Here is a 22,279-nt window from a genome sequence, read left to right on the forward strand (position 1 = left end):
GGGGGGGTGCGGCCCCTCCGGCGGTGCTGGTGGGGCCGCACCGCCAGAACGGTTTGGCCAGGCGCGCCGCCGAAGCCTCAATATCCCAGGCCTACCCGGTGGTCAGCCTCCGGCTACTCCCCGTAGAGTCCGTCCCGGAAATCCCTCTCGAGAGTTTCGCTCACTCCCCTTGCCTCAATCGGCTATGGCGACGATGACGCTTGAGGGTGCCGAAAGCGCAACCGTTTCCGCGTGGCGCAGCCCAGCCGCCTGAAACAGACCGGCGAACTCGGCCTCCGTCCGTTCCCGTCCCGGAGTGAGTGCCATCATCACGATGTCCAGGAACTTCCCGGGATGCGGGACGTCGCCCTCCGGAATCACCGGATCGAGGATGACGACCCGGCCACCGGGATCCATGACCGCGCGGATGTTCTTCAGAACCGTGATCGCTTCTGCATCGCTCAGCTGGTGTATCACATGGGAGATCACGTAGGCGTCGGCGCCGGCGGGCACAGAGGTCAGGTAGTCACCGCTGGCTGTCTCGCTGCGGTCGATGACACCGGCTTCGGTGAGCACCTCGGTGGCTCCTGGCACAACCTCGGGCAGGTCGAACACCACGCCGCGCATTTCCGGGTAGCGCTGAAGTATCCGCGCCACCAAGTACCCATGACCGCCACCGATATCCACGATCCGCCGTACCCCGGACAGGTCGTAGGCCTCGACTGCGGCACTCTGAAGGTGGCTGACGATCTCCCCCATCGCGTTGTTGAAGATCTGTCCCAGCTCGGGACGAGCGGTCAGATACGAGAACAGGTCGGTACCGTGCACGTGCTCGAAAGCACACTCTCCAGTCCGGATGCTGTGCCCGAGCGCTGCGTACGCCTGTTGCAATGCCGACTGTCCCTCGTACCGGAAATGATCCCGCAGCGAACCCGGTATGTCCGAGCGCAACGTCTCGGCCATGGTGTTGAGCGCGAAGGTGTTCGGAGCGACCTCGGTGAACACCCCCCGGCTGGCGATGGCGCGCATCGCGCGGTACAGGGCACCCGGATGCGCGTCAACGCGCTTGGCGATCTCGTCAACCGGCAGCGGACCTTCGGCGAGTTGATCGGCCACGCCCAACTCGGCCACTGCGTACAACAGATGCGCCAACCGCAGGCCATTCTGAAACTCGAGCATGCGTCCCTTCGCAGCATCCAGACTCAGATCGTTGTTGGCGGCAATGTCGGAGGCCATGCTCAATCACTCCCGTTCGATCGCAGACAGCCAGAGAGTTCTGGCTCGATCAGCGTGGCGACTGATGCCGTCTCAGCTCCAGCGAGGGCCGGACAACTTGTAGATTCCGTCCATTGGTCGGGGCGCTCGTGAAGGATTCGCTCACTTCCGGGGGTCTGTCGGGGCGGGTGTGGGAGATCGAGGCTGAGCAGTCTGCCGGTTCTCAGCGCGTCGATGTGGTCCTGCAGTTCGGCTGGCGAGGGAACCGACCAGGCTTTCCGCCGGGCGTCGGTAACGACCGCCTCAACCTCGTCCTTCGGTTCCACCTGAGCGGCCGCAGCGGAGCGTTGGCGAAGGCATTGATACCGCACACGACAGGTTTGAGGGCGACCAGGGGGACTATCTCGCCGATCAGTGTGTGCAGACACGTCGCCGGAGTGAGCGGGCTGTGGGCCGGCATCGCGGAGCGCCGGCCCATCCGGCCCCCGGACAGCAGGGCAGGCGCCTCGACGGGTTCCGTGTCCGTCACGCCCTTCGTCGACCACCTCCTCGACGATGTGCTCCACTAACGCCACGCCCGCCGTGCCGCCGCGCTCCTCGATGACCACAGCCATGATGTTGATGGCCCGCAGCCGCCTCAAGGAGCCGGTCGGCGGTCAGACTGTCCCGGACCAGCCGGAGCCCGGTGGCCAGTTCGATGAACGGGGCCCGCGCGCGTGTCCGGCTGCAGGGTGAGGACGCCGCGGATGTGGACCGCGCCGATGACCTCATCCATGGTGTCGCGGTAGACGGGGAAGCGGAGCAGGCCGGTGGCGCGAGCGGGGTCCGCGGCCGTGGCGCGCGCTTCAAGGGCCATTACGTCGACGCGCGTGGTCAACAACATTCTCGGCCGTCGGCTCGCTGAGGTGCGGGTGTGTCCTCTCGGGGCCGGCGCCGGCTCGCCGCGGCCGTGCCCACCCCGGCTCGGGCTGCGCCTCGCCCCCGCACGTGCGCTCCCGATCTTCACAGATCACCCGTCGCAGGTGCCCCACCGCCAAGAACGCACGCGCTCGTCACGGGTCCGGACCCGGTGCATGGGCCACGGGCTTGCTCCGCCTTGACCACAATCCCAGCCACCGACACGCCGACCGCCACAAGACCGCAGCCTTCCGAGTCGCTGCCCACCATAAAAGGCCAGGTCACAGGGGTGGACAGCCAAAACCCGATGCGCTCCCCTTGCGCTCCCCTCCTCCACCGTCAACCTCGCAAGCTGACCAATCATCAGGAGCTCAACTCAAAAGACCAGGTCAGAGGGTATCTGACCTGGTCCCAAGTGGAGCCGCCTTTCCACGCGAGCATTCCAAGACGCGCACGACATAGCGCAATGGACACCGGGACCAGCTGCTGACCACGCAGGCCAGCGACCTGGACCTGAAAATGCAAGAACTGGGTCGCCATATCCCCCGGAGTCGCCGCCGCCCTCCGGCACCGCGCCCGCGCCCACAGCAACCCGGGCACCCCCCTTCAGAGGACTGGTCTTCTGCCGACCCGACGGCCGGCCACTGCGGCCCAGCGCCGTTCTGGACAGACTCCGGCAACTCTCCGACGAAGCGGGTGTTCCCCGAGTGACCGTTCACGATCTGCGGCACCTGGCCGCCACCCTCACCATCACCGCCGGCGTCCCCCTCACCGTGGTCTCCAAGACTCTGCGCCCCTCCACCCTGTCGACCACGGCCAACATCTACAGCCACCTCACCCGGCATGCCGCCCGCGAAGCCGTCGACACCATCGAGCGCACCCTCATACAGGCCAAACAGAGAGCCGACCGGCAGGCCCGGCCGGATCGGCCGCGATCACCACGCGACCACATCCAACGGCTCCGCTCCCCCGCGAGCCGTCCCCAGATTCGGCCTGCGACCACACCGCGACCACCAGCCCTCCAGACACACGAAAAGCCGCCCTCCCGTAAACGGGAGAACGGCTTCCGACCTGCATCAAAGCTGGTCGGGACGACAGGATTTGAACCTGCGACCCCTTGACCCCCAGCAGCGTACTCGGCCGAGTAAAGGGGTCTGTGAACTCACGCCTCCGCCGGACCGCCTCGTCGCCTCACACACCGCCTTCCGCTCGTCGAGGGATACCGCAACGAACTCTCACGGGGATCAGTCGGTGGTCGGACCCCGGCCCGGTAGGTGTCTTGTCCGCAGCCGCATGACGACAGAAGCCAGGCTCGGCGGCATGCGCCTCGACGGTTTGATCGAATCGGGATACCGCCCCCGCCACTTCGCTCGGTCCGGCCAACAGACCCTCCGATGACGGCATCATGGCCGGGGCCGGCCCCACGGCAGACGCCTCACCGATGCGGCACGGCAGGCCGAACAACAACACGCGACGGCCTGCCCGGGTGTCGGTGGCAGCAATCACGACGACGGCGACCAGCAGCCGGCCCTCGATCATCCGCACCTCCGGGTGGCTTTGTTGGGCAACCGGCCAGACGGACACGAGTCGATGAGGACATCGGCTCCCGACACGACGCCAGCGGGCGCCAAGACCCAGTCCGGACGGTGTTGTGATGTCATCCTCACTCCTCCATGCGGCTCGTTGTCACCCAAGAGGCCGGAGTTCGGGGCCGTTTTGGACAACCCGCTGGCAACTTCTTCAGGCCTGAGCACATTCACGGGCGGAACACAGACCATCTTCAGCTCCATTGAGCGAAACGATTCATACCCATCCAAACCATCTTCTTGGAAACGCATAAATCCGCTTACACGCAGCGCAGTTGAATGGCCTGCGCACCTCTACCACAAACCTAGATCACCACTAAAATTGCAGGTCAACGACTACTAAGGAGTTACTAAGGGTTGTCCCGAAGGTCCAGGGCCCGGCTCCCGCGCCGTGAACGTGAGGAGCCGTGGATCGCGAACCTTCTACGGTGTGGCGATGGAATGGATGACCTTGGCCAGCACCATCGTCGGTGGCGGTATCGCGACGGTCTCTGCCGGATTCCACGAGCGAAGACGATGGACGAGGGACCGGGGCAATCAGTTCGCCTCCTGGCAGTCAGGTGGCGCGGATCCCGTGCTCCTCGAAGACCTCGCGCACGACGCCGACGGCATTGAGGACCCGGGGAAACCCCGCGTAGGGGACGGCCTGGATGACCGTCTCGATCACCTGCCTCGGCGAGAGTCCCACCCTGAGCGCGGCGTTGAGGTGCACCTTCTGCTGGGGTGCGGTGTCGCCGAAGGCGATCAGTCCGCCCAGCGTGACGAGTTGCCGCTGCCGCATGTCCAGCCCCGGTCGTGCGTAGATGTCCCCGAAGGAGAACTCGACGATGTACCGGCCGAGATCCGGTGCCACGTCGTTGAGCGACTCGACCACCTCGATGCCGTGCTCGCCGTCGACCTCACGGAGTTTGTCCTCGCCCCGCGCATAGCGGTCCCCGCCGGGCTCCACCCGGATCGGCTCGACCCGCACCCCACGCTCCTCGAACACGGTGCGCGCGACGGCCACCGCGTTGAGCACGCGCGGGAGCCCCGCGAAAGGCACCAGGTGGATCAGCGCCTCCACCACCTGCGCCGCGTCCAGTCCGACATGCAGGGCCGCGCCGATGTGGAACCGCAACTGCGGGGCGGTGTCCCCGGCGGCGGTCAGTGCGCCGATGGTGACCAACTGCCGCTGGCGCACGTCGAGTCCGGGCCGTGCGTGTACATCCCCGTAGCCGAACTCGACCACAAAGCGTCCGAGATCCGGGGCAATGTCGTCCAGCGCCTCGACCGTGGCGAGGGCATCCTTCCCAGCGATCTCCTTCATGCGGGCAACGCCCCGTGCGTACCGCCTGGATTGCCCACGGTCCGCGCTGTCGGCCACCGCTACGCCCGTCCCTGCCAGCGAGGTCGCCACCGCACCGGCCCCTCCTAAGACTCCGTACCGCAACAGGGCGCGCCTGCCACTGCCTTCCACTTCGTCCCGCTGTCCCGCATGGCCCTCACGCCTCTCGTCCGCTTTCCCCATCCCGTTCCTCCACCAGTCGCTCGTAGTGCACGATCTTGTTGTCGATGGCATCGAGGCTGCGTATGACGGCCTCGTACTGTCTCCTGACGTGTGCCTGGTGCCGCCGCAACAGTTCCAGCCGCTCCCGCACGGTGGCGTCCCCGCCCCGGCGCAACTCCGCGAACTCGACCATCCCCTGGATGGGCATACCGGTTGTCCGCAGCCGCAGCAGAAACTGCATCCAGGCCAGATCCGATGCCCGGTAACGGCGTCGCCCGTCGGGCCCACGCCGGACGCCGTCGATCAGCCCGATGCGTTCGTAGTAACGGAGCGTGGAGCGGCTCAACCCGGTCAGCTCGGACGTCTCGGCAATGGTCAGAGTCTTGTCGATCCGTTCGGTCGCCACACCACGACCGTAGGAGTTGAAGCGCGCTTCAACGCAAGGGACAGGGCTGAGAAAGCATTGGTTGGTCGGCGGGGCACGCTCGGGGTAGGTCGGCACCTGTCAGGTCTCGTTGACGAGGGCGTGCAGCAGGCCGCACAGGACGCCCGCCGGGTGGCGGTGAGGGTGCCCAGCGAGGAGTCGGCATTCAGGCGCTTCAGCGCGTCGGCGCGGCGATGGTGACCCTGCGGGGTGAGCACGATCTGCTTGGCGTGCCGGTACGCCGGCTTCACCGCCGCTCGTGCCCACCGCGTGCGCCTCAGCGCGGCCACCTGCGGTCAACGGCCGTGCGTCGCCAGGCTTGAAGCACCCATCCCGAAGCGCATATCAGCAGCATCGATTCCCGAGCTGAGAGCCCGAGTTCGATTCTCACGACTCGCTCAGTACTGCTTGCAGGACCACGCAGAGTTGAGTGAAGGATCTATGTACTCCCGCAACGGATGCGCAGCCTCACACGTGCCCGTCCTGCCCGCGAAGAGGCTCGAGTACAGGGAGATCTCAGCCGCGCCGACCGAGGTGCACGGGGCGTAGGCTCCCGAAAGGCGCCTTGCAGCAGAAGACCTGCACAGGCGCATCTGTGGAGTAGCTGCCGCGTCAGTTGCCGCGCACGATCCCCAGTGCGGCGTTGCGGGCGACGCCGACGCCATCGCTTGCACCGGTCGCCGTGGTGAGCACGCCGAGCACGTCGCCGTCCTCGTTGACCAAGGGCCCGCCCGCGCTGGCTGTGGGCACTTCCGCGTCGATGCGGATCGCCTCCAGTTCGCCGCCGCCGTCCACCGCCACTGGGTTACCCAGCGTGCGGATCGAGCCGACGGTCACCGCGCCGGAAGCGCCGATGGCAAGCGCCCGGTCCCCGGTGCGCGCCTCGGACAGCCCGGAACCGGAGTGCAGCGGCGGCAGCCCGGAGTCGTCCGCGACGCGCAACGTGGCGATGTCGACACCGCGTTCCCGGCCGAGCACTCGCGCCGTCAGCCGACTGCCGTCCGGCAGTACGACGGTGACCTCGCGCGCGTTCGCGACCAGTTGGGCGCTGGTCACCAGGATGCCGGGCAAGGCGACGCGGAACGCCGAACCGGTGCCGCCCGGCCCCTCCAACGCGACCACGCTGTCTTTATCCAGCTCAATTGAGGGTGGGCTGGGTTGGTAGAGGCGCCGCCGGTCGCGGATCAGGGCCTAGAGGACGTTGACTCTGCGGTGGGCGAGGGCGATTACGGCCTGGTTATGCCGGTAGGTCAGGCATGGCTGCTGGCCTGCCTTGCAGCAGCCCAAGGCGCCAGCGGCGACTTTTCCGTCGCCGCCGCCGGCGGCGACGGACATCTGGCGCGATGTGCGGCCGCGGACCCTGATCACCGGCGTGCCTGCCTCACGCAACCAGAGCCTGGGACGGGTCAGGCTTCCAGGGCGCCCAGTTGCCGCAGCAGGCCGAGGTCGTCCCAGTTCCACCAGCTCTCGGCGATCTTTCCGCCCTGGCAGCGGAATGTGGCGTGCCCGGTTCCGGCCACGTCCCGGTTCGTGGGCTCCAGCCCCTGGTAGGTACCGGCGTGCCGACCCTGGAACGTGATCCGGCACGTCACCAGGTCACCCTCGGCAATCATGCTCTCCACGGTGAGCCGGGGATTGAAGGCGTCCAGGATCTCGCCGTTCTCCCGCTTGGCCTGGGCGAGGTCCACGTCGTAGGAGGAGAGGGCGGGGTCGTGCTCCCGGTAGTTGCCGGTGCACAGCTCGTCGGCGAGGTCGAGGTTCTTGGCGTTGATGACCTCGTCGAAGAAGCGGCGGACGACGAGCTTGTTGAGCTGCTCGTCCCGTACGACGTCGAGGTCCGTGAAGGTGGGCGTCTCCTCGCAGGCGGCGACGAGTTCCTCGAAGATGCGGTTGGTCTCGGGGAGGTTGGAGTTCCTCATCGCCTCCTCGTACGACGGGAACTCCACGATCTCGACGACATGGGCGGAGTCCGCGCGGTCCCGCCCGACGATGGAGTGCGTGGCGGTCCGCTTGCCCTGGGTCGCCTCGACCCAGTTGTCCATCAGCCGGTTGAGTTGATCGACATTGCTGGTCTTGCAGTCGATGAGCTGGACGAAGGTCATGAGCCTCTCCCACGTGATGAGTGACGCACATCAATCAATCGGCAAAATTCAGGCTATACCCGACTCTTTGCCCTTGCCTCTCTTCGCCACAGCCCGCATGCCCGCAGGGTCGTCCTTCAACTCGTCGCCGAGCACCGGTTGCGCCTCGACGACACCGTGCAGAGCCTGCTGCCCGAGCAGGTCCGTGCAGGAAACGCGCTCTCCGGCGTGCCGATCACCGTACGCCACCTGCTCAACCACACCAGCGGGCTGTACGACTACCTCGACGGGCTGGTGCCCCACTTCCGCGCCATCGACCAGTGCCGGCCCCGCGACCAGCTGCTGGGCATCGGCCTCGCCGCCCGGTACTCCCCGGCCCTCGGCACCCGGTTCTGCCACTGCAACACCAACTACCTGCTGCTCGACCTGATCGTCGAGCGGATCATCGACCGCGACCTGCGCACCAACCTCGAACGCCGCATCCTCGCCCCCCTCGGCCTGCGCGATACCACCTACCCGCTGGCGTCGACCACCATCGACGGAGCCCACGCACACGGCCACACGGCCCGTCCCTCCTGCCGAACGTGCTGGACCCCACCCGGTTCGACGTCACGGCGTTCAGCCCTCCGCGTCCGGCGCGTCGGGCGCCCTCGTCACGACCCCGGCCGAGCTCACCCGCTTCTACCGGGCCCTGCTGCAAGGACGCCTGCTGCCCCCGGACCTGCTGCGCCGAATGCTCACCCGACGACAGCCGGTGAGTCCTCCAGAACTCCGGAGGGTTCCGGTGCCGGATTTCGCCCCAGGGTGGGAGCCGTTGCACGGAGTCCTACCGCCTGGCCCACACGAGGGCCCAGGCCGAACGCGCCGCGGCCGACTGGCATCCGGGCAGACTCCGGGCATGTCGGTGCGTGATGCCTGGAGCCGCCCAGCCGGCCGGCTCACCGGAGAGGAGGCAGCCCACGTCGGCGCGGTCACGTAATCCATCTCGCCGCTGACCCTCGCGACCAGACAGCGGCCGACGACGGTCGTCTCAACCGACGGATCAACCAGATCGCTCTCCCAACCCTCTCGCCGGGAGACCGCGGCGGAACCTCGGCAAGAGCTACGCACCCCCCCCCCGTCCCGCCCAAGACGTCCTATTCAGCCTTTCACCGCTGGGGGACACGCTCGCGCCCATGTGCGGGGGGCGCCAGGCGGCGTACTCTGCCCCTCACCTCGGTCCGGGTCAGGCGGCCGAGCGCCGCGGTGAGGAAGGGTGCTGCGTCGAGGAGGCGGCCGATGAGTACCAGGCGTCTATGACGGCCTCCGAGCGGGGATGCTGTTGAAACACGAACCACCTGAGTGAAGGTATGCCGCTGTCCACCTCTCAGCGCTCATCACGCTCCTCTCCGGTTGTCCCGGCCGGGCCGGACGCCGCCAGCATCCGGCGCAGGTCTTCCACGCTGGGTGCGCCGTCCGTGGTGCCGTCGGCGTGGCGGTGGAGGCGGCACGACAGGCTGGGGCCGGTGTCCGGGACGGCGATCGGATCGACGCCGTCCAGGAGAAGGGTCGGCGAGCCCGCCATGCGCCACCGTGCGGCCGTGGCCTCTTCGGACACCTCGACGAACTCCACCGCCACGGCGCGACCGTCGAGAACGGCCGTGATCCGCTCACGCACGACCGGCGCGTTCGGGCAGTCCGGAACCGCCAGCACAGTGAGCCGTACTCCGTCGTCCCTCACGTTCATCGCAACACCTCCTGGCTCCTCAAAGCGACCGTAAACCTTCCAGCGCACTGGAAGGTCAAGGGCCAGCCTGAGGGCATGCGCATCGGCGACCTCGCCGCCACCAGCGGGCTGACCACGAAGACCATCCGCTTCTACGAACAGGCCGGGCTGCTGTCGGAGCCACCCCGTACCCCGGGCGGCTACCGCGACTACCCAGAGCGGACCGCACAGCGGCTGGCGTTCATCCGCGACGCCCAGGGCGCCAGGCTCATCCTCGTCGAGATCCGCGCCGTCCTGGCGCTGCGCGACGACGGATCCTCCCCCTGCGCACACGTCACGGCGCTCATCGACCGGCACCTCGCCGACATCGACCGGCGCCTGGCCGAACTGCGCAAGACCCGCACCGCGTTGCGCGCACTCGCCGAACGGGCGGCCGCAACCGACCCGGCCGAGTGCACGGACGTCGACATCTGCCGCATCCTGATCGGGACGAACAGTGAGCGCTCTACCGAACAGCGCCCTCAGCCGTGCGTAACGTGCCAGAGATGAGGAACCGGCCCGCATGACGAGGAGCCCAGCCATGTTGCGCGCGGTATGGAACGGCAAGGTGATCGCGGAAGCCCCGCGCACCGTGATCGTCGAGGGCAATCACTACTTCCCGCCCGAGGCGCTGCACCGCGAGTACTTCACCGAGACCCGCAGCCGGTCACTGTGCTTCTGGAAGGGACTCGCCCGCTACTACACCGTCACGGTCGACGGTCGGACCAACCGGAACGCGGCCTGGTACTACCCGCACCCGAGCCCGCTCGCCCGCCGGATCAAGAACCACGTCGCGTTCTGGCAGGGCGTGACGGTCGAGGGCGCCCCGGAGGGTACGTCATGAGCAGCCGCCGTGTGGTCCGGACGGCAGCCTGGACGGTGACCGCGTCGGACATGGCCGCGGATACTCCGGGCTGGTGAGCGGGACGCTATCGGTCGACCTGGGCGTGGTCCGACGCGTCGGACCGCTCAGGCCACAGACCATAGACATTGCGGGCACTCACCGTACGGCGGCCCTGTAGGCCGCCGCCCGGTCGCCGATCGAGGCGATGATCTCCTCATGCACGTCGTCCGGTACGTCGGACGTCACGTCAGCCGCCGGTTGGGGGGACCAGTTCGGTCTTCATTTCGGCTCCATGGGCGGTAAGGACGCCCTGTTGGCGGGGTGATGCTCTCCGCAGCGCATATGGACGACTACCGGCGCGCAAGGCGGACTCCTGAACGTCGGGATCGGCAGTGACTGTAAAGCCGACGGCCACGCGGGAGCGTGCCGGCGGGCTCACAGCGCGGTGACGTCAGCCCGCGGCGTCCTTGAGCCGGGCGCTTTCGACGACGGTGATGCGGCCGCGGGCGAGGCGGAGCAACCCCTGGTCGGCGTAGTCGCGCAGTATGGATGTGTGAGCACTGTGCTCGCCCTGCATGAACGCAGGTGGGAGGGGAGCACAGTCCGCGAAATATTTGGATTGAGATGACTGACCATGACCCTTCGCACGATCGCCCACCACCTCGGTCTGCCCGTCCGGCGCGACCCGCAGGAGATAGCAGAGATCATCGAGGGACTCCGCCCCACCCTGGACGAGCTTCCTGACGACAGGCGGGAGCGGCTCGCCGCCGAGTGGACCAAGGTCCTCAGTGAACGCCACTGGCACCGGCCCTACCTCCGGGACTGAGCGCCCTGTTGCCACCCTCTGGACAGCAGTAGGGCCAGTACTTATCCCGTGTCCTGGCAGTTCGGCCCACTCAACCTCCAACCCCACTCCAGGCGCCAATGGGCCAAGGACGGCGGGCGCCGCGTGCACTATGCGGACGAGCCGTTCACCGCCATGTGGCACACGTGCAGAGGTGCCTGTGGCCACCGACTGTCGGTTCCGAACTCGGACACCTGGGCCTCCATCTGAACGGCCTTCGGCCCGGGCTCCGCCCAGCGTGCCCGGGCCGAACGCCGACGGATCAGATGCGGTCGGCGGCGATCAGGAGGTAGTGGAAGCTGCCCTCCTTGTAGGCGGTGAGGAAGGGGTCCTCGACGCCGGTGGCCACCGAGGACTTCGCGCGCAGTTCCCAGTACGGGATCGTGTCGGGGGTCAGGTCGACGACCTGGATGGGGACGAGGTTGTTGGCCGCGAGCGCCTTGAAGTACTCGCTGCGGGGGTGGATGTTGCAGGTGTAGTGCTCGTCGATCCTGCTGACGGCCTTGGAGCGCATGCCGGTGACGTCGTTGGAGCAGCCGGTGATGCAGACGTAGCGGCCGCCGGGTTCCAGCAGGCGGGAGAACTCGGCGAACAGCTCGAGGAGATCGACGTACATCGTCGTCTCGTTGGTCCAGATCGCGCGCCTCGAGCCTGTCTCCAGGCGGGTGTCGAGCATGTTCCGGAAGTGGAAGCGGACCTTGTCGGCCACGCCCCGCTTCGCGGCCTGCTCGCTCGCGAAGGCGACCTGCTGTTCGGAGATGCTCACGCCGTCCACGTGGCAGCCGAAGCGGGCGTTCGCCATGAAGCTGGTGCCGCCGCGGCCGGAGCCGGCGTCCAACAGGCGGTCATCGGGGGCGATGTCGCCGAGGTGGTCGAGGAGCACCTCGGCCTGGGCGGTCTCCAGGCGGTGCATCTCCTCGATGACGCGCTGCTCGCGGGTCTCGGGATCTCCCTCCAGCACGGACGGGTCGTAGTCGCCGAGGCCGTAGTGGTGGTGGTAGAGGCCGTCGACCTCGCCCAGCCGGATGTTGACCGGGTCCTTCTCTGCGTTCCAGTAGGCGGCCACGGACTTCTGGTAGTCGGTGCGCAGGACGTCGCCCATGGCGATGTCCTCCATCTGTGTCGAGATACGAGGCATGGGTGAGGAACCTTCTTGCTTGTGCTGCTTGCTTGTGGGGGAACGGGCGTGGGCTCAGGCGGCGTTCGCGTCCTCGCCGTGGTAGCGGCCGCTGGTCGCGTGCCATTCGCGGCTGCCGCCGACCCAGGCCCAGGTACTCGCGAAGAACCGGCGCAGCTCGGGGGAGCCGGTCAGACTGAGGGCGGCGGCCTCAGCCTCGAAGGTCTGCATGAGCTCGTTGTGGATGTCGACGGTGCGGTCGACGGCCTCCTCCAAGGAGCAGCCGTCCTCGGCGGCGATCAGCCGGGGCAGGCTGAAGTCCGTCGGGTCCTCCTTGCCCATGGAGTACAGGTCGTTGACGATCACCGTCGCCGAGCCCGCCAAAGTGAACGCACGGCGGACCCGCGGGTCGGCGAACTCGCCCTGCGGCACCTCGTATCCGGCGATCGCGTCGACGAGCACCATGCACGGGATGAAGCTGTTCTCGTGCCGGTGCATCAGGAACTCCCAGACGGGCGGTGTCTGTCCGGTGTTCTGCCAGACGCCTTCCTGGTTGTAGGCGACGAACATGATGCCGAGCTCGTGGCGGAGCCGGCGCACCTGCGTGGTGGTGGCGAACCGGGCGAGGTTGTCCAGGCCGGAGCGCAGGGCCCGCATGACGGGGTCGGCGCCTACGACCTCCTCCAGCTGGGGCGCGTACGCCCGCGGGAGGTGGGCCTGGTCGATCACCGAGTGGGCGATCGCGAGACGCTGCCCGAGCAGCTCGGGGCGTGCCTCCTCCACCTCGCCGTCCATGTAGTGGTCGTCGACCGACCACTCGGACAGCCCGCACTTGGCCGCCGCCAGCAGCCGGTCGGGGTCGTCCGTCTCGGGGTGGGCGAGCATCATGAGGCGGCCGAAGCCGGCCTTGCGGACCATGTCGAGCTTGCCGGGATAGATCCCGACCTCCTCGGCCCACTCGACCAGCCGCTCGTTGACGGTCTCGCCGAGCGCGGGGTCGTCCCGTACGGCGGGCGGGCAGTGCAGCCTGCGGTCCAGGTCGGACGATGCCGAGGGCCGCGCCGGTTCCTGACGGGGAGCAGGCGGCTGTGGCCGGGCGGCCGCCGTGCCGAGGCCGGTCGGGCCGGTGGGCAGTACGGGAGCGGGCGGCCGTACGACGTCCGGCGCGGCGGGCGGGAGCGGGCGCAGGGGAATCCGGGCCGCTGACGTACCCAGTCCCGTGGGAGCGGACGGCAGCCGGGGGACGCGCGCCGCCACCGGTGCGGCCGGCAACCGGGGCGGCGCCGATGGCTGCGCCGAGAGCAGGGCCCGTACCAGCCCCGCCACGTCGTGGTCCGCCGCGGGCGCGAAGGCCCGGGAGATCAACGACACGGCTGTCAGTTCCCGTTCGTGCGGGTCACCTGGACGTTCTCCAGGACACCGAGCGCGTCCGGCACCAGCACCGCCGCCGAGTAGTAGTTGCTGACCAGGTACGAGATGATCGCCTTCTCGTCGATGCCCATGAAACGCACGTTCAGGCCCGGCTCGACCTCGTCCGGGATTCCCGTCTGGTACAGGCCGATCACACCCTGGTCGTCCTCGCCGGTGCGCATCGCGATGATCGACGACGTGCCCTGCTTGCTGATCGGGATCTTGCCGCACGGCAGCAGCGGCACCCCGCGCCAGGCGGGCAGATGGTTGCCGTGCAGCTCCACGCCGCCGAAGTAGATGCCCCGCTTGTTGCACTCGCGTCCGAACGCGGCGATCGCCTTGGGGTGGGCGAGGAAACAGCGGGTCTTGCGCCGCATGCTCAGCAGCTCGTCCAGGTCGTCCGGGGTCGGCGGGCCGGAGAAGGTGGAGATGCGCTGGTCGAAGTCGGCGTTGTGCAGCATGCCGAACTCCTTGTTGTTGACCAGCTCGTACTCCTGCCGCTCGCGCAGCGCCTCGATGGTCAGCCGCAACTGCTGCTGCGTCTGGTTCATCGGCTCGTTGTAGAGATCGGCGACCCGGCTGTGCACCCGCAGCACCGTCTGCGCCACGCTCAACTCGTACTCGCGCGGGGCGAGTTCGTAGTCGGCAAACGTCTGCGTCAGAGCGGCCTCGCCGGTGTGGCCCGAGCTCAGCGCGATCTCCGCCTCGCCGGACCTGTTCATCTTCTGGTGGCCGTTGGAGCTGATCATCCGCACATGCGCGCGCAGCCCGTCGTGCCGCTCGGCGATCGCCTTATACGCCGTCAGCGGCAGCGCGAGGACCGTCGTGGGGGTCACCGTACGCGCCGTGAACTCCCACTTCTTGCTGCCGGCCTCGGCCAGCACCTGCCCGCCGAAGGTGTCCCCGTCGGCCAGCAGCCCGACGACCTGCTCGTCGCCGTAGGGGCCCTCGACGATCTTCTCCACCTTGCCGTGCGCGACCAGGTACACGTGATCGGCCTTCCGGCCGGCCTGCACGACGACCTGGCCCGGCTCGAACTCCTTCTGCACGAACTTGTCGGCCAGCGCGCCGAGCGCGTCGTCGTCGGTGAAGCCGCGCAGCGACGGCAGTTCACCAAGCTCGGCCGGTACGACCTGGACCTTCGCGCCGGTCTTGACGAAGGACACCCGTCCGTCGCCCAGGGTGTACGACAGCCGGCGGTTGACCCGGTAGGTCGCGCCCGGCACGTTCAACCACGGCAACATACGGGTCAGCCAACGCGAGCTGATCCCCTGCATCTGAGGTTCGGACTTGGTGGTCGTGGCCAGATTGCGCGCTGCCGCGGTGCTGAGGCTCTGCTGCTCCTGTTGCTGCGTCGCCTCGGCCCCTGACGCCTGCGCTGTCGCGGTCTCGAGCGGCATCACGTACCTCTTTCCTGTGCGCATGAGTGGTCGACGTGACGACACACACTCGACGTCACGTTCCGTAAACAATTAGCAGCAATCAATTACTTTCAGTGACGAAACGGAACGGCGCGTGGGGCCCGGATCCCGCCGGACGCACCCCTTCACGCCCCCACCCGGAATGAACCCCCTGACCAGGAGGAGTGCCCGTCAGGCCGATGGTGACGCCGCCGCGTCAACGCAGCGCGCCCGCCCTGCACGTTGACTGGGCAGGGCGGGGCGGGGGCCGCGGCCCTACGGCGCGGGTTCGTAGGTCACGGTCGTGCCGGGGCACGCTTCAGCGAGTTGGGTGAGTGCTTCGAGTTCGGCGGCGTCGGCGGTCAGGCCCCAGCGGAGTTTGGTCGCGATCCACTCCGAGGCGTACCGGCACGTGACCTCGACGGTCGACGGCAGCCACTCGGCCGGGTCCTGGTCGGACTTGCTGCGGTTCGAGGCCGCCGAGACGGCGACCAGGGAGGGGTGGACGGCCAGGTCGTTGGCGTACGCCTCACGCCGCTCGGCGGTCCACTGGGACGCTCCGGAGTCCCAGGCCTCGGCGAGCGGCACCATGTGGTCGACGTCCAGGGCGGACGCCGAGGTGAGCCACTTGGAGTCGTAGTACGACCACCAGCGCCCGCCCGAGAGTTTGCAGCCGGGGAGGATCTGAGGCCGGTCGACCGCCTCGGCGAGCAGCACCTCCGCTCGGGTGTTGCAGCCGTCGGTGGGGTTCTGGCCAGCGTTCCAGTGCTTGAAGCTCGTGCGCTGATAGCCGTCCCGCACCTCCGCGGCGGGCGGGAGGAGGTGGACCGAGGTCGCCATAGGGAGCGTGTAGATCTCGACGGAACGATCCTGCGCTTGGGCCGGAGTGGGTGTCGCGAAGGACGCGAGGACGAGTGCGGCCGCGATCGCGGCTCGCCTGATGTTATTGATCACATATCGGACAATTGACTGCTCGCACCTCGTTCGAGGGATTTGACTCGAACGAATGAGCCAGATGGGTGCGTGAGTTCACCGGACAGATGTGCTGCCATCGGCCACCCGATGGGGGGTCAGCCGGTCCAATGGCCCGATGTGAACGCCACCGCGAGCACCACCGTCAGCGGAGCCGCCGCGCTGACATACGCCTCCTTCACCCACCCGCGCCGCAGGCTCCAGGCCGGTCCACAGCGGCCACCAGAGCAAGCTCGTGCGTGGGATGGACAGGTGCCAGTACGAGGCCCCCAGGGCCCAGAGACCGATCCCGACGTAGACGGCCTCCGGCCAGCGGCGGTGGAACAGCAGCAGGAGGAGCGGCAGGATCCCGACCGCCATAGCGACCAGCTCCAGCTGGAACTCGCCAGCACCTGAGCTGATACCCCTGTCGTCCGCGTCGCGTTCTCGTGCAGTCCGATGCGGAGTACGCCTCACGCAGCACGGGCTGCCTCGACAGATCGACCACGGGTCGACAAGCACGCGAAGCTCCTGGCAGAGACAGGCGACCTTGGTCAAGAACCCGTTACTGCCAGGAGCTTTGCCTTTTCATACAGCCTGAATCCGCCAACAACCAACCACACCATCAGGTTGGAGAGGGCTCACCGGCGGGAGTTACGGCTGTGGATCAGAGGGAGGCGTGGAAGCTGACGTGGTTGTACTGGCCGGCGGAGCCCAGGACCTCGTTCTTGACGGCGCCGAGCTGGGCCAGGACATCGGCGTCGCTGACCGCCGTGGGGCCGACGACGAGGCCGGCGTGCGGGTTCAGGCCGCCGGAGACGTTGTCGAGGTCGGCGTCGGAGATCTCGACGGTCTCAACCTGGGGAGCGGAGTTCATGAGGAAACTTCCCTTCGTATGGATGATCCACAAGGGGGGCGGCCCCGCTGGGGACAGATACGCGGGCCTCTGCCGCGGAGGTGCGTGCGGCCCCCGTTTCCGGAGACTTTCGTGCAGGCCCCGCAGCGCAATGGATCAAAGCACGGAGCGCGTCGGGCATCCAACCAACCGACACACGCACCCGGGAAGTTGAACGAACAGGTGACGCATCCGTGCAGGCGCGCACACGGCTTGGGGGCAGCCTCTCCACATAGCACGCGACACCGGCACCCCGCCCGGTATTGCCACCACGTCCTCGAACGGGACACTCCGCACCAACAGAGCATCACGCGGCAGGCGCTTGTGCAGATCCATCGTGTGCTGCGCCGCGGTTGCGCATGCGAGGTGCAGATTCACCGAAGCCGTGACGACCTGGTCAGAACACACAGCAGAGACAGACGGAGTCGGTCTGCACGCCGGGTACTCACCCTCGCACGCTGCCGTCACGACTTGCACGCTGGCGCAGGCGTTCCCCCCGTTACCTTTTTCGTGGCTCCGCAATGGGGCCTCCGACCTTCGGGTCCGGCATGACTTCCCCCTCCTGTTGTTGATGATCCGGGAGGGTGGTGTCACCGGGTCCGAAGGCATCGACGGACCCGGTGATAAGGGGCTTGAGCACCGGCTCCAACCCGGGCCGGAGGAGCTCTCCGTAACGTGGATGTGGCAGCTCGATGCCCTGGCAAGGCCGGACGAAAGCGTGATGGAGGGGCCTGCACGTGATCGACACCGGCGACATCGACATCTTCCTCGGCCTGGACGTCGGCAAGGGCGAACACCATGCCACCGCCGTCACCCCGGCCGGGAAGAAAGCGTTCGACAAGCGCCTGCCCAACACCGAACCCAAGCTCCGCGAACTGTTCGCGAAACTCCAGGCCAAGCACGGGACGGTGCTGGTCGTGGTCGATCAGCCAGCTTCGATCGGAGCCTTGCCGCTGGCGGTCGCGCGGGACATGGGCTGTCCGGTCGCCTACCTGCCGGGGCTGACGATGCGGCGGTCGCCTACCTCTACCCGGGTGAGGCGAAGACGGACGCGGGGGACGCTTTCATCATCGCGGATGCGGCCCGCGCGATGCCCCACACGCTGCGGGCGCTCGACGGGGAGGACGAGACGATCGCCGAGCTGGAGATGATCGTCGGGTTCGATGACGACCTGGCCGGCGAAGCCACCAGGGTCGCGAACCGGCTGCACGGCCTGCTGACCCAGATCCACCCCTCGCTGGAACGTGTGCTCGGGCCGCGGCTGCAGCATCAGGCTGTCCTTGCCCTGCTGGAACGCTTCGGTTCACCCGCCCAGATCCGCAAGGCGGGCAGGCGCCGGCTGGTCACGCTGTTACGGCCGAAGGCCCCCAGAATGGCCGAGCGACTGGTCGACGAGATCTTCGCTGCCCTCGACGAGCAGACCGTGACCGTTCCCGGCACCGAGGCGGCCTCGCTGATCGTCCCGAGCCTCGCCGCTTCGCTGACGGCGGTGCTCGACCAGCGGATACTGCTGGCCGGGCGGATCGAGGAACTGCTGGCGGCACACCCTCTTTCCAAGGTCCTGACGTCGATGCCGGGAGCCGGCGTCAGGACCGGAGCACGCGTCCTGATCGAGGTCGGCGACGGCAGCACCTTCCCGACCGCCGGCCACCTGGCCGCCCACGCGGGTCTCGCCCCGGCGACCCGGAGCTCGAGCTCATCGATCCGCGGCGAACAGCCTTCCCGGAGAGGGAACAAGCAGCTCAAGCGGGCCTTCTTCCTCTCGGCGTTCGCGGCGCTCGGCGACCCGGCCTCCCGGGCCTACTACGACAAGAAGATCGCCCAGGGCAAGCACCACACCCAGGCCCTGCTCTGCCTCGCCAGACGCCGAGCCGACGTCCTCTTCGCCATGCTCCGCGACGGCACCTTCTACGAACTGCGGCCGTCAGCGCCAGTCACCTGACCTGCGGGTCTGCAAGGAGAACGACTCGATCAGCCTCGACGTCGAAGCCGAGCACCGCGTGGCCGTACTCGCCCTCCGGGTCCATGAGTACCGGCTTGCCCAACCGCCGCCCGATCTCCCGAAGGAAGCCGCAGAGCACATCAAGTCGGTCCTGGCCCTGCAACTCCCGCAGGTCGACGTCGAAGTCGACTTCGTCGTCGGCGTGGAAACGGAAGATCGCCAACACATCGGCGGTCGGCCAGACCCGCAGGTCCGGGCACTCGGCATCCGCCGGACGGGACAGCACGGCCTCCGCCCGGGGCACCGGAAGCACCGTCTCTCCCTCGGAGTACTGGCACTTCCAGCCCCTCTCCGCGACAAGGTCGAGGACCGCCTGCCAGTCCTCCACCGAGGCATTCGGGACACGCACGTCCGGCAACGACCCCATCAAGTCCAGGTCGAAGAAGCACTTCACGTCATCCCACAGCAGGTCGCTCACCCCGCCATGCTGCCCGGGTCGCCGACCCAACGCACCCCCGTTTCCCTTGACCAAGGACATAGGGGCACCCCCCGGCCAGGGCAGAGGCGACGGCACACACGGAACGCCCGGCGTCCAGCGGCTCTGCATGCCGACCACCTGCATGCGAAGCCGGGTGCCCTGCAAACCGGCAAACTGAGTCATTCCGAAGACACGCGAAACTCGAATTCGGGACGGTCCCACGGCACGGCGGGCGGGTTCGCGAGCGCGGTCCCGATCCGCACTGCGCCTGCACGGTGGTAGAAGTCCTCGGCGGGAAGATGCGACACGACCTTGACACGGTCGAGCCCAGCGGCACGGGCCTCGGACCGCATGTGCGCGACGAGCAGCCGTCCGATACCCCGTCCTTGCGCTTCGTCGGCGACGAACAGCAGGTCGAGCTCCGGCGGAGCGAGGACGAGCGAGTAGAACCCGAGGACCCGGCCTCCATGCTCATCGGCGCCGACGGCCACAAAGGCCCGGTGGGCCTCGATGTAATCAGGCCCGACCCGGTAGCCCGCGACTGCGGCTGCGTACTTACCCGCGTAGGCGCCTGAGCCACGCACGAGCCGCGTGAGCCGTTTGGCATCCCGCGCAACGGCCCTCCGTATGATCGGCTGGCTGATCGGGGAAGTGCGTGAACTCATCGGGAGAGTATTTCGCACCGGGGCGTGCCGCCGTGCGGCGGGTCGGCTGCGCGGGCAGGATTCCTGCACCGCTCCCGGGAACCGCCTGCACAGGCCCCGATCGACCAAGTCACTTCCGCCGCATCGACCGCCCGCCGACAGCAACTGGGACGCCCGAACACCGCTGCGGAGGAGCCGGAGAACGGGGTGGTCAACCGCTGCTTCCCCTGGGCCTGCCGCAGCGAGGGCCAGCCTGTGCAGGACGACTTCAGGCTGGCCTCGTGAGCCGCATCAGGAGACGCTGGATTTTGCGCCAGCAAGCGGATGTGTCCTGGTTGATCGCACCAAGTCCCTGGATCGCGTGTTGCGCATCGGCCGTATAACGCGTGCCGTCGCTGTGTCCTTGCTCCGGGTGGCTCCCATGAGGACAACCGAGTGCAACGGCGCCCGCGCCGGCGTTGTAACCCACCTGTTCGGAAGCCCTGCCAGGCCGCCCCCGCGGGGCTTCTCATCGAGTGCCGCTCTCACAAGCCTATCACCAACTGCATCGACTCCCCCGGACCGGGCGCCTCTGACCTGGCATTACGCGCCCGTTTTGGACTGCCCGGACGCCCATGGACGGCACTTAAATCTGTGCCATGTAGTACCGCGGGAAGCACCACATACCAAGATCTGGACCAAGAGCGGACCAACTCGGCATCGCGTCAGGCGAATCCCCCCGTTATGCAGGTCAGAAGCAGCTGAGATCGTGTACTGCAAGCAGACCAAGAACCTGCTGGGTACCCGATGGCGGCCCAGCGTTCCCGAGCCGCCGCCCTTGGCGCACGGCCAAGGGAAACGCGCTGGTCGCGGCAGGCATGGCGGGCGTGGTGGTCGCGCGTGGTCGCACGAGAATGGAGGTGTCGGCCTTCCTCCGCCTCTTGGAGGCGATCCCCATGCGTACCACCGCCGGCCGCGGCCGCGTCTACCGCAGGCGCGGCTGCTGCGACGCCCACCGCCGCCAGCTCGGAGCGCACTGCCCACGCCTGCTCACCGACGGTCACCACGGGACGTGGACCTTCACCGTCGACATCCCCGCCCCACACCACCGCACCACCGTCCGACGCGGCGGCTTCACCAGCCACGACACCGCCGAGGCCGCCCTGCGGACATTCCTGGAAGGTGAGGCCGGCGGGTTCAACGTCGACCCGAACCAGACCGTCGCCGACTACCTGAACTCACCTTGAGGTCGACCACCTCCCCGGTCTGCTGTGTCGACGGCGTGGGCGCTGTCCGTCGTGGCCTGGGCTGCTCCGGATGCGGCTGCACGTTGCGGCACCACCGCGACCGGGCAATCGGCGTGATGGAGCGCGGCGTGCGCCACGCGGCCCAGGGGCAATGCGAGGGGCCCGTGGTGTCGAGGGGCGCCGAGGACGAGCAGGTCGGCCGTGGCCGAGTGCGTGAGCAGGACGTGCCGGGCCGGGCCCTCGGCGGGGATGCGGTGCACGGGTACGTCAGGGTGTTCGTGCTCCGGGGTGCGCAGGGCGTCGTCGAGCAGGGCTGTTGCCTGTTCCTCGGAGTGGTGGGCGGGATCCCCGGCGAGGAGCGGATGTGCCAGGGGTTTGTGGGTGGGGCGGCGCCAGGCGTGTATGGCGTCCAGCGTGCAGTGCCGTGCTTCGGCCTCGCGGAACGCGAACGTTATCGCCGCGGTGCTGGTCGCGGCGTCACCCACGCCGACCACGATGCGGCCATTGGCTCCATGCCGGTTGTGCGGGGTGCCCCGGACGATGACAACGGGGCTGGAGGCATGCGTCGCCAGGGAACGGCTGACCGATCCCAGCAGCGCGCCCCTGATCGGTCCCCTGCGCCGGCACCCGGTGACGACGGCGGCGGCGAGGTGCGCCTCGCGCAGCAGCGCCGCCTCGGCGTCGTCGGGAACGATGTCGACCGTGATCTCCACGTCCGGGTTGCGCTGCCGAGCCCGTTCGGCGGCGCGGTCGACGATGTCCTGCGCGAGGGCGTGCTCGACGGGAAACTCCGCGGACTGCGCGAAGACGGGGCCCTCGTAGCGTTCCCACAGGCAGGCGTGCACGATACGCAGCGGCAAGCCGTGCAGGGCCGCCTCGTCCGTGGCCCAGTCGGTCGCCCAGAGGGCCGGCCTCCGAACCGTCGACGCCCACGACCACGGGCAGCGCCATCGATCCCACCGCCTTCAGCACGCGCCGGGATGAACGCTCGTGGCGGTCTTGGTCATCTGTGGCCTTTCTGGGTGATGAGCAGGTACCACTCCGAACCGATGTCCCCGGCATCGGTTCGCGGTCGCGCGAGCAGCCCAAGCACATCGGCGCTTTCCGGAGTCGGAG

General features: G+C 68.1%; 23 protein-coding genes and 2 pseudogenes. 8 read left to right on the top strand and 17 right to left on the bottom strand.

What is annotated here, in order from left to right:
* Positions 1-174: 174 nt before the first annotated feature.
* Complete coding sequence (locus AB0I98_RS41965) at positions 175-1,215, bottom strand: methyltransferase (RefSeq protein WP_362951151.1); 1,041 nt, start codon at positions 1,213-1,215, stop codon at positions 175-177.
* 416 nt (positions 1,216-1,631) lie between these two features.
* Here AB0I98_RS41965 and AB0I98_RS41970 point away from each other — a divergent pair, with 416 nt between their 5' ends.
* Positions 1,632-1,763, top strand: coding sequence for a hypothetical protein (locus AB0I98_RS41970; protein ID WP_362951227.1), 132 nt, complete (start codon positions 1,632-1,634; stop codon positions 1,761-1,763).
* Here AB0I98_RS41970 and AB0I98_RS41975 read toward each other — a convergent pair.
* Positions 1,713-2,102 (bottom strand): annotated as a pseudogene (locus AB0I98_RS41975) (hypothetical protein); the annotation flags it as partial. The gene AB0I98_RS41970 and the pseudogene AB0I98_RS41975 sit on opposite strands and share 51 nt — an antisense overlap.
* 651 nt (positions 2,103-2,753) lie before the next feature.
* Here AB0I98_RS41975 and AB0I98_RS41980 point away from each other — a divergent pair.
* Positions 2,754-3,212 carry a tyrosine-type recombinase/integrase gene (locus tag AB0I98_RS41980; RefSeq protein WP_362951224.1) on the top strand — a complete coding sequence of 153 codons (459 nt, stop codon included), beginning with the start codon at positions 2,754-2,756 and terminating at the stop codon, positions 3,210-3,212.
* 70 nt (positions 3,213-3,282) lie between these two features.
* Here the strand turns inward: AB0I98_RS41980 and AB0I98_RS41985 are convergent, their stop codons facing one another.
* The 5 genes from AB0I98_RS41985 to AB0I98_RS42005 form a co-directional block, all read right to left on the bottom strand.
* Entirely contained in the window at positions 3,283-3,675 is a 393-nt protein-coding gene (locus AB0I98_RS41985; protein ID WP_362951153.1) for a hypothetical protein, read from the bottom strand.
* Between the two features lie 558 nt (positions 3,676-4,233).
* Positions 4,234-4,983, bottom strand: coding sequence for a carboxymuconolactone decarboxylase family protein (locus AB0I98_RS41990; protein ID WP_362951155.1), 750 nt, complete (start codon positions 4,981-4,983; stop codon positions 4,234-4,236).
* 175 nt (positions 4,984-5,158) lie between these two features.
* Positions 5,159-5,569, bottom strand: coding sequence for a MerR family transcriptional regulator (locus tag AB0I98_RS41995; RefSeq protein ID WP_362951157.1), 411 nt, complete (start codon positions 5,567-5,569; stop codon positions 5,159-5,161).
* Positions 5,570-6,199: 630 nt separating this feature from the next.
* Positions 6,200-6,709: a S1C family serine protease gene (locus AB0I98_RS42000; protein WP_362951159.1), complete on the bottom strand. Its 510-nt coding sequence runs from the start codon at positions 6,707-6,709 to the stop codon at positions 6,200-6,202.
* A gap of 284 nt (positions 6,710-6,993) precedes the next feature.
* Positions 6,994-7,689, bottom strand: a complete 696-nt coding sequence (locus AB0I98_RS42005; protein WP_362951161.1) for an ester cyclase — start codon at positions 7,687-7,689, stop codon at positions 6,994-6,996.
* Positions 7,690-7,845: 156 nt separating this feature from the next.
* Between AB0I98_RS42005 and AB0I98_RS42010 the strand changes: the two genes are divergently transcribed.
* Positions 7,846-8,580, top strand: a complete 735-nt coding sequence (locus tag AB0I98_RS42010) for a serine hydrolase domain-containing protein (protein ID WP_362951226.1) — start codon at positions 7,846-7,848, stop codon at positions 8,578-8,580.
* 454 nt (positions 8,581-9,034) lie between these two features.
* Here the strand turns inward: AB0I98_RS42010 and AB0I98_RS42015 are convergent, their stop codons facing one another.
* Complete coding sequence (locus AB0I98_RS42015; RefSeq protein ID WP_362951163.1) at positions 9,035-9,394, bottom strand: thioredoxin family protein; 360 nt, start codon at positions 9,392-9,394, stop codon at positions 9,035-9,037.
* A 75-nt stretch (positions 9,395-9,469) separates the two neighbouring features.
* Here AB0I98_RS42015 and AB0I98_RS42020 point away from each other — a divergent pair, with 75 nt between their 5' ends.
* Both AB0I98_RS42020 and AB0I98_RS42025 read left to right on the top strand, forming a co-directional pair.
* The gene (locus tag AB0I98_RS42020; protein WP_362951165.1) at positions 9,470-9,922 is read left to right on the top strand and encodes a heavy metal-responsive transcriptional regulator; all 453 of its coding nucleotides are present in this window, start codon (positions 9,470-9,472) and stop codon (positions 9,920-9,922) included.
* 31 nt (positions 9,923-9,953) lie between these two features.
* Positions 9,954-10,256, top strand: a complete 303-nt coding sequence (locus tag AB0I98_RS42025) for a DUF427 domain-containing protein (RefSeq protein ID WP_362951167.1) — start codon at positions 9,954-9,956, stop codon at positions 10,254-10,256.
* A gap of 451 nt (positions 10,257-10,707) precedes the next feature.
* Here the strand turns inward: AB0I98_RS42025 and AB0I98_RS42030 are convergent, their stop codons facing one another.
* Positions 10,708-10,833 carry a hypothetical protein gene (locus AB0I98_RS42030; RefSeq protein WP_362951169.1) on the bottom strand — a complete coding sequence of 42 codons (126 nt, stop codon included), beginning with the start codon at positions 10,831-10,833 and terminating at the stop codon, positions 10,708-10,710.
* Between the two features lie 57 nt (positions 10,834-10,890).
* Here AB0I98_RS42030 and AB0I98_RS42035 point away from each other — a divergent pair, with 57 nt between their 5' ends.
* Positions 10,891-11,082: a hypothetical protein gene (locus AB0I98_RS42035; RefSeq protein WP_362951171.1), complete on the top strand. Its 192-nt coding sequence runs from the start codon at positions 10,891-10,893 to the stop codon at positions 11,080-11,082.
* Between the two features lie 280 nt (positions 11,083-11,362).
* Here AB0I98_RS42035 and AB0I98_RS42040 read toward each other — a convergent pair whose 3' ends face one another.
* The 5 genes from AB0I98_RS42040 to AB0I98_RS42060 form a co-directional block, all read right to left on the bottom strand.
* Positions 11,363-12,238: a geranyl diphosphate 2-C-methyltransferase gene (locus AB0I98_RS42040; RefSeq protein WP_362951173.1), complete on the bottom strand. Its 876-nt coding sequence runs from the start codon at positions 12,236-12,238 to the stop codon at positions 11,363-11,365.
* Between the two features lie 54 nt (positions 12,239-12,292).
* Positions 12,293-13,588 (bottom strand): family 2 encapsulin nanocompartment cargo protein terpene cyclase, encoded by a 1,296-nt coding sequence (locus AB0I98_RS42045; RefSeq protein WP_362951175.1) that lies wholly within the window; start codon positions 13,586-13,588, stop codon positions 12,293-12,295.
* Positions 13,589-13,593: 5 nt separating this feature from the next.
* Positions 13,594-15,027, bottom strand: coding sequence for a family 2B encapsulin nanocompartment shell protein (locus AB0I98_RS42050; RefSeq protein ID WP_362951176.1), 1,434 nt, complete (start codon positions 15,025-15,027; stop codon positions 13,594-13,596).
* Between the two features lie 276 nt (positions 15,028-15,303).
* Positions 15,304-15,981, bottom strand: coding sequence for an HNH endonuclease family protein (locus AB0I98_RS42055; RefSeq protein ID WP_362951178.1), 678 nt, complete (start codon positions 15,979-15,981; stop codon positions 15,304-15,306).
* A 664-nt stretch (positions 15,982-16,645) separates the two neighbouring features.
* Positions 16,646-16,855, bottom strand: coding sequence for a hypothetical protein (locus AB0I98_RS42060; RefSeq protein ID WP_362951179.1), 210 nt, complete (start codon positions 16,853-16,855; stop codon positions 16,646-16,648).
* A 758-nt stretch (positions 16,856-17,613) separates the two neighbouring features.
* Between AB0I98_RS42060 and AB0I98_RS42065 the strand changes: the two are divergent.
* Positions 17,614-18,815, top strand: a pseudogene (locus tag AB0I98_RS42065) (IS110 family transposase).
* On the opposite strand, the gene AB0I98_RS42070 reads toward AB0I98_RS42065, so the two are convergent.
* Positions 18,808-19,293, bottom strand: a complete 486-nt coding sequence (locus tag AB0I98_RS42070) for a hypothetical protein (RefSeq protein WP_362951181.1) — start codon at positions 19,291-19,293, stop codon at positions 18,808-18,810. The pseudogene AB0I98_RS42065 and the gene AB0I98_RS42070 overlap by 8 nt on opposite strands.
* 179 nt (positions 19,294-19,472) lie before the next feature.
* The gene (locus AB0I98_RS42075) at positions 19,473-19,958 is read right to left on the bottom strand and encodes a GNAT family N-acetyltransferase (protein ID WP_362951182.1); all 486 of its coding nucleotides are present in this window, start codon (positions 19,956-19,958) and stop codon (positions 19,473-19,475) included.
* 914 nt (positions 19,959-20,872) lie between these two features.
* On the opposite strand from AB0I98_RS42075, the gene AB0I98_RS42080 reads away from it, so the two are divergent.
* Complete coding sequence (locus AB0I98_RS42080; RefSeq protein ID WP_362951183.1) at positions 20,873-21,163, top strand: hypothetical protein; 291 nt, start codon at positions 20,873-20,875, stop codon at positions 21,161-21,163.
* Here AB0I98_RS42080 and AB0I98_RS42085 read toward each other — a convergent pair.
* Positions 21,145-22,023 (bottom strand): universal stress protein, encoded by an 879-nt coding sequence (locus tag AB0I98_RS42085; protein WP_362951184.1) that lies wholly within the window; start codon positions 22,021-22,023, stop codon positions 21,145-21,147. The two genes, AB0I98_RS42080 and AB0I98_RS42085, sit on opposite strands and share 19 nt — an antisense overlap.
* Between the last annotated feature and the right edge of the window lie 256 nt (positions 22,024-22,279).

It is taken from the genome of Streptomyces sp. NPDC050211, assembly GCF_040656035.1.
GTDB lineage: Bacteria > Actinomycetota > Actinomycetes > Streptomycetales > Streptomycetaceae > Streptomyces.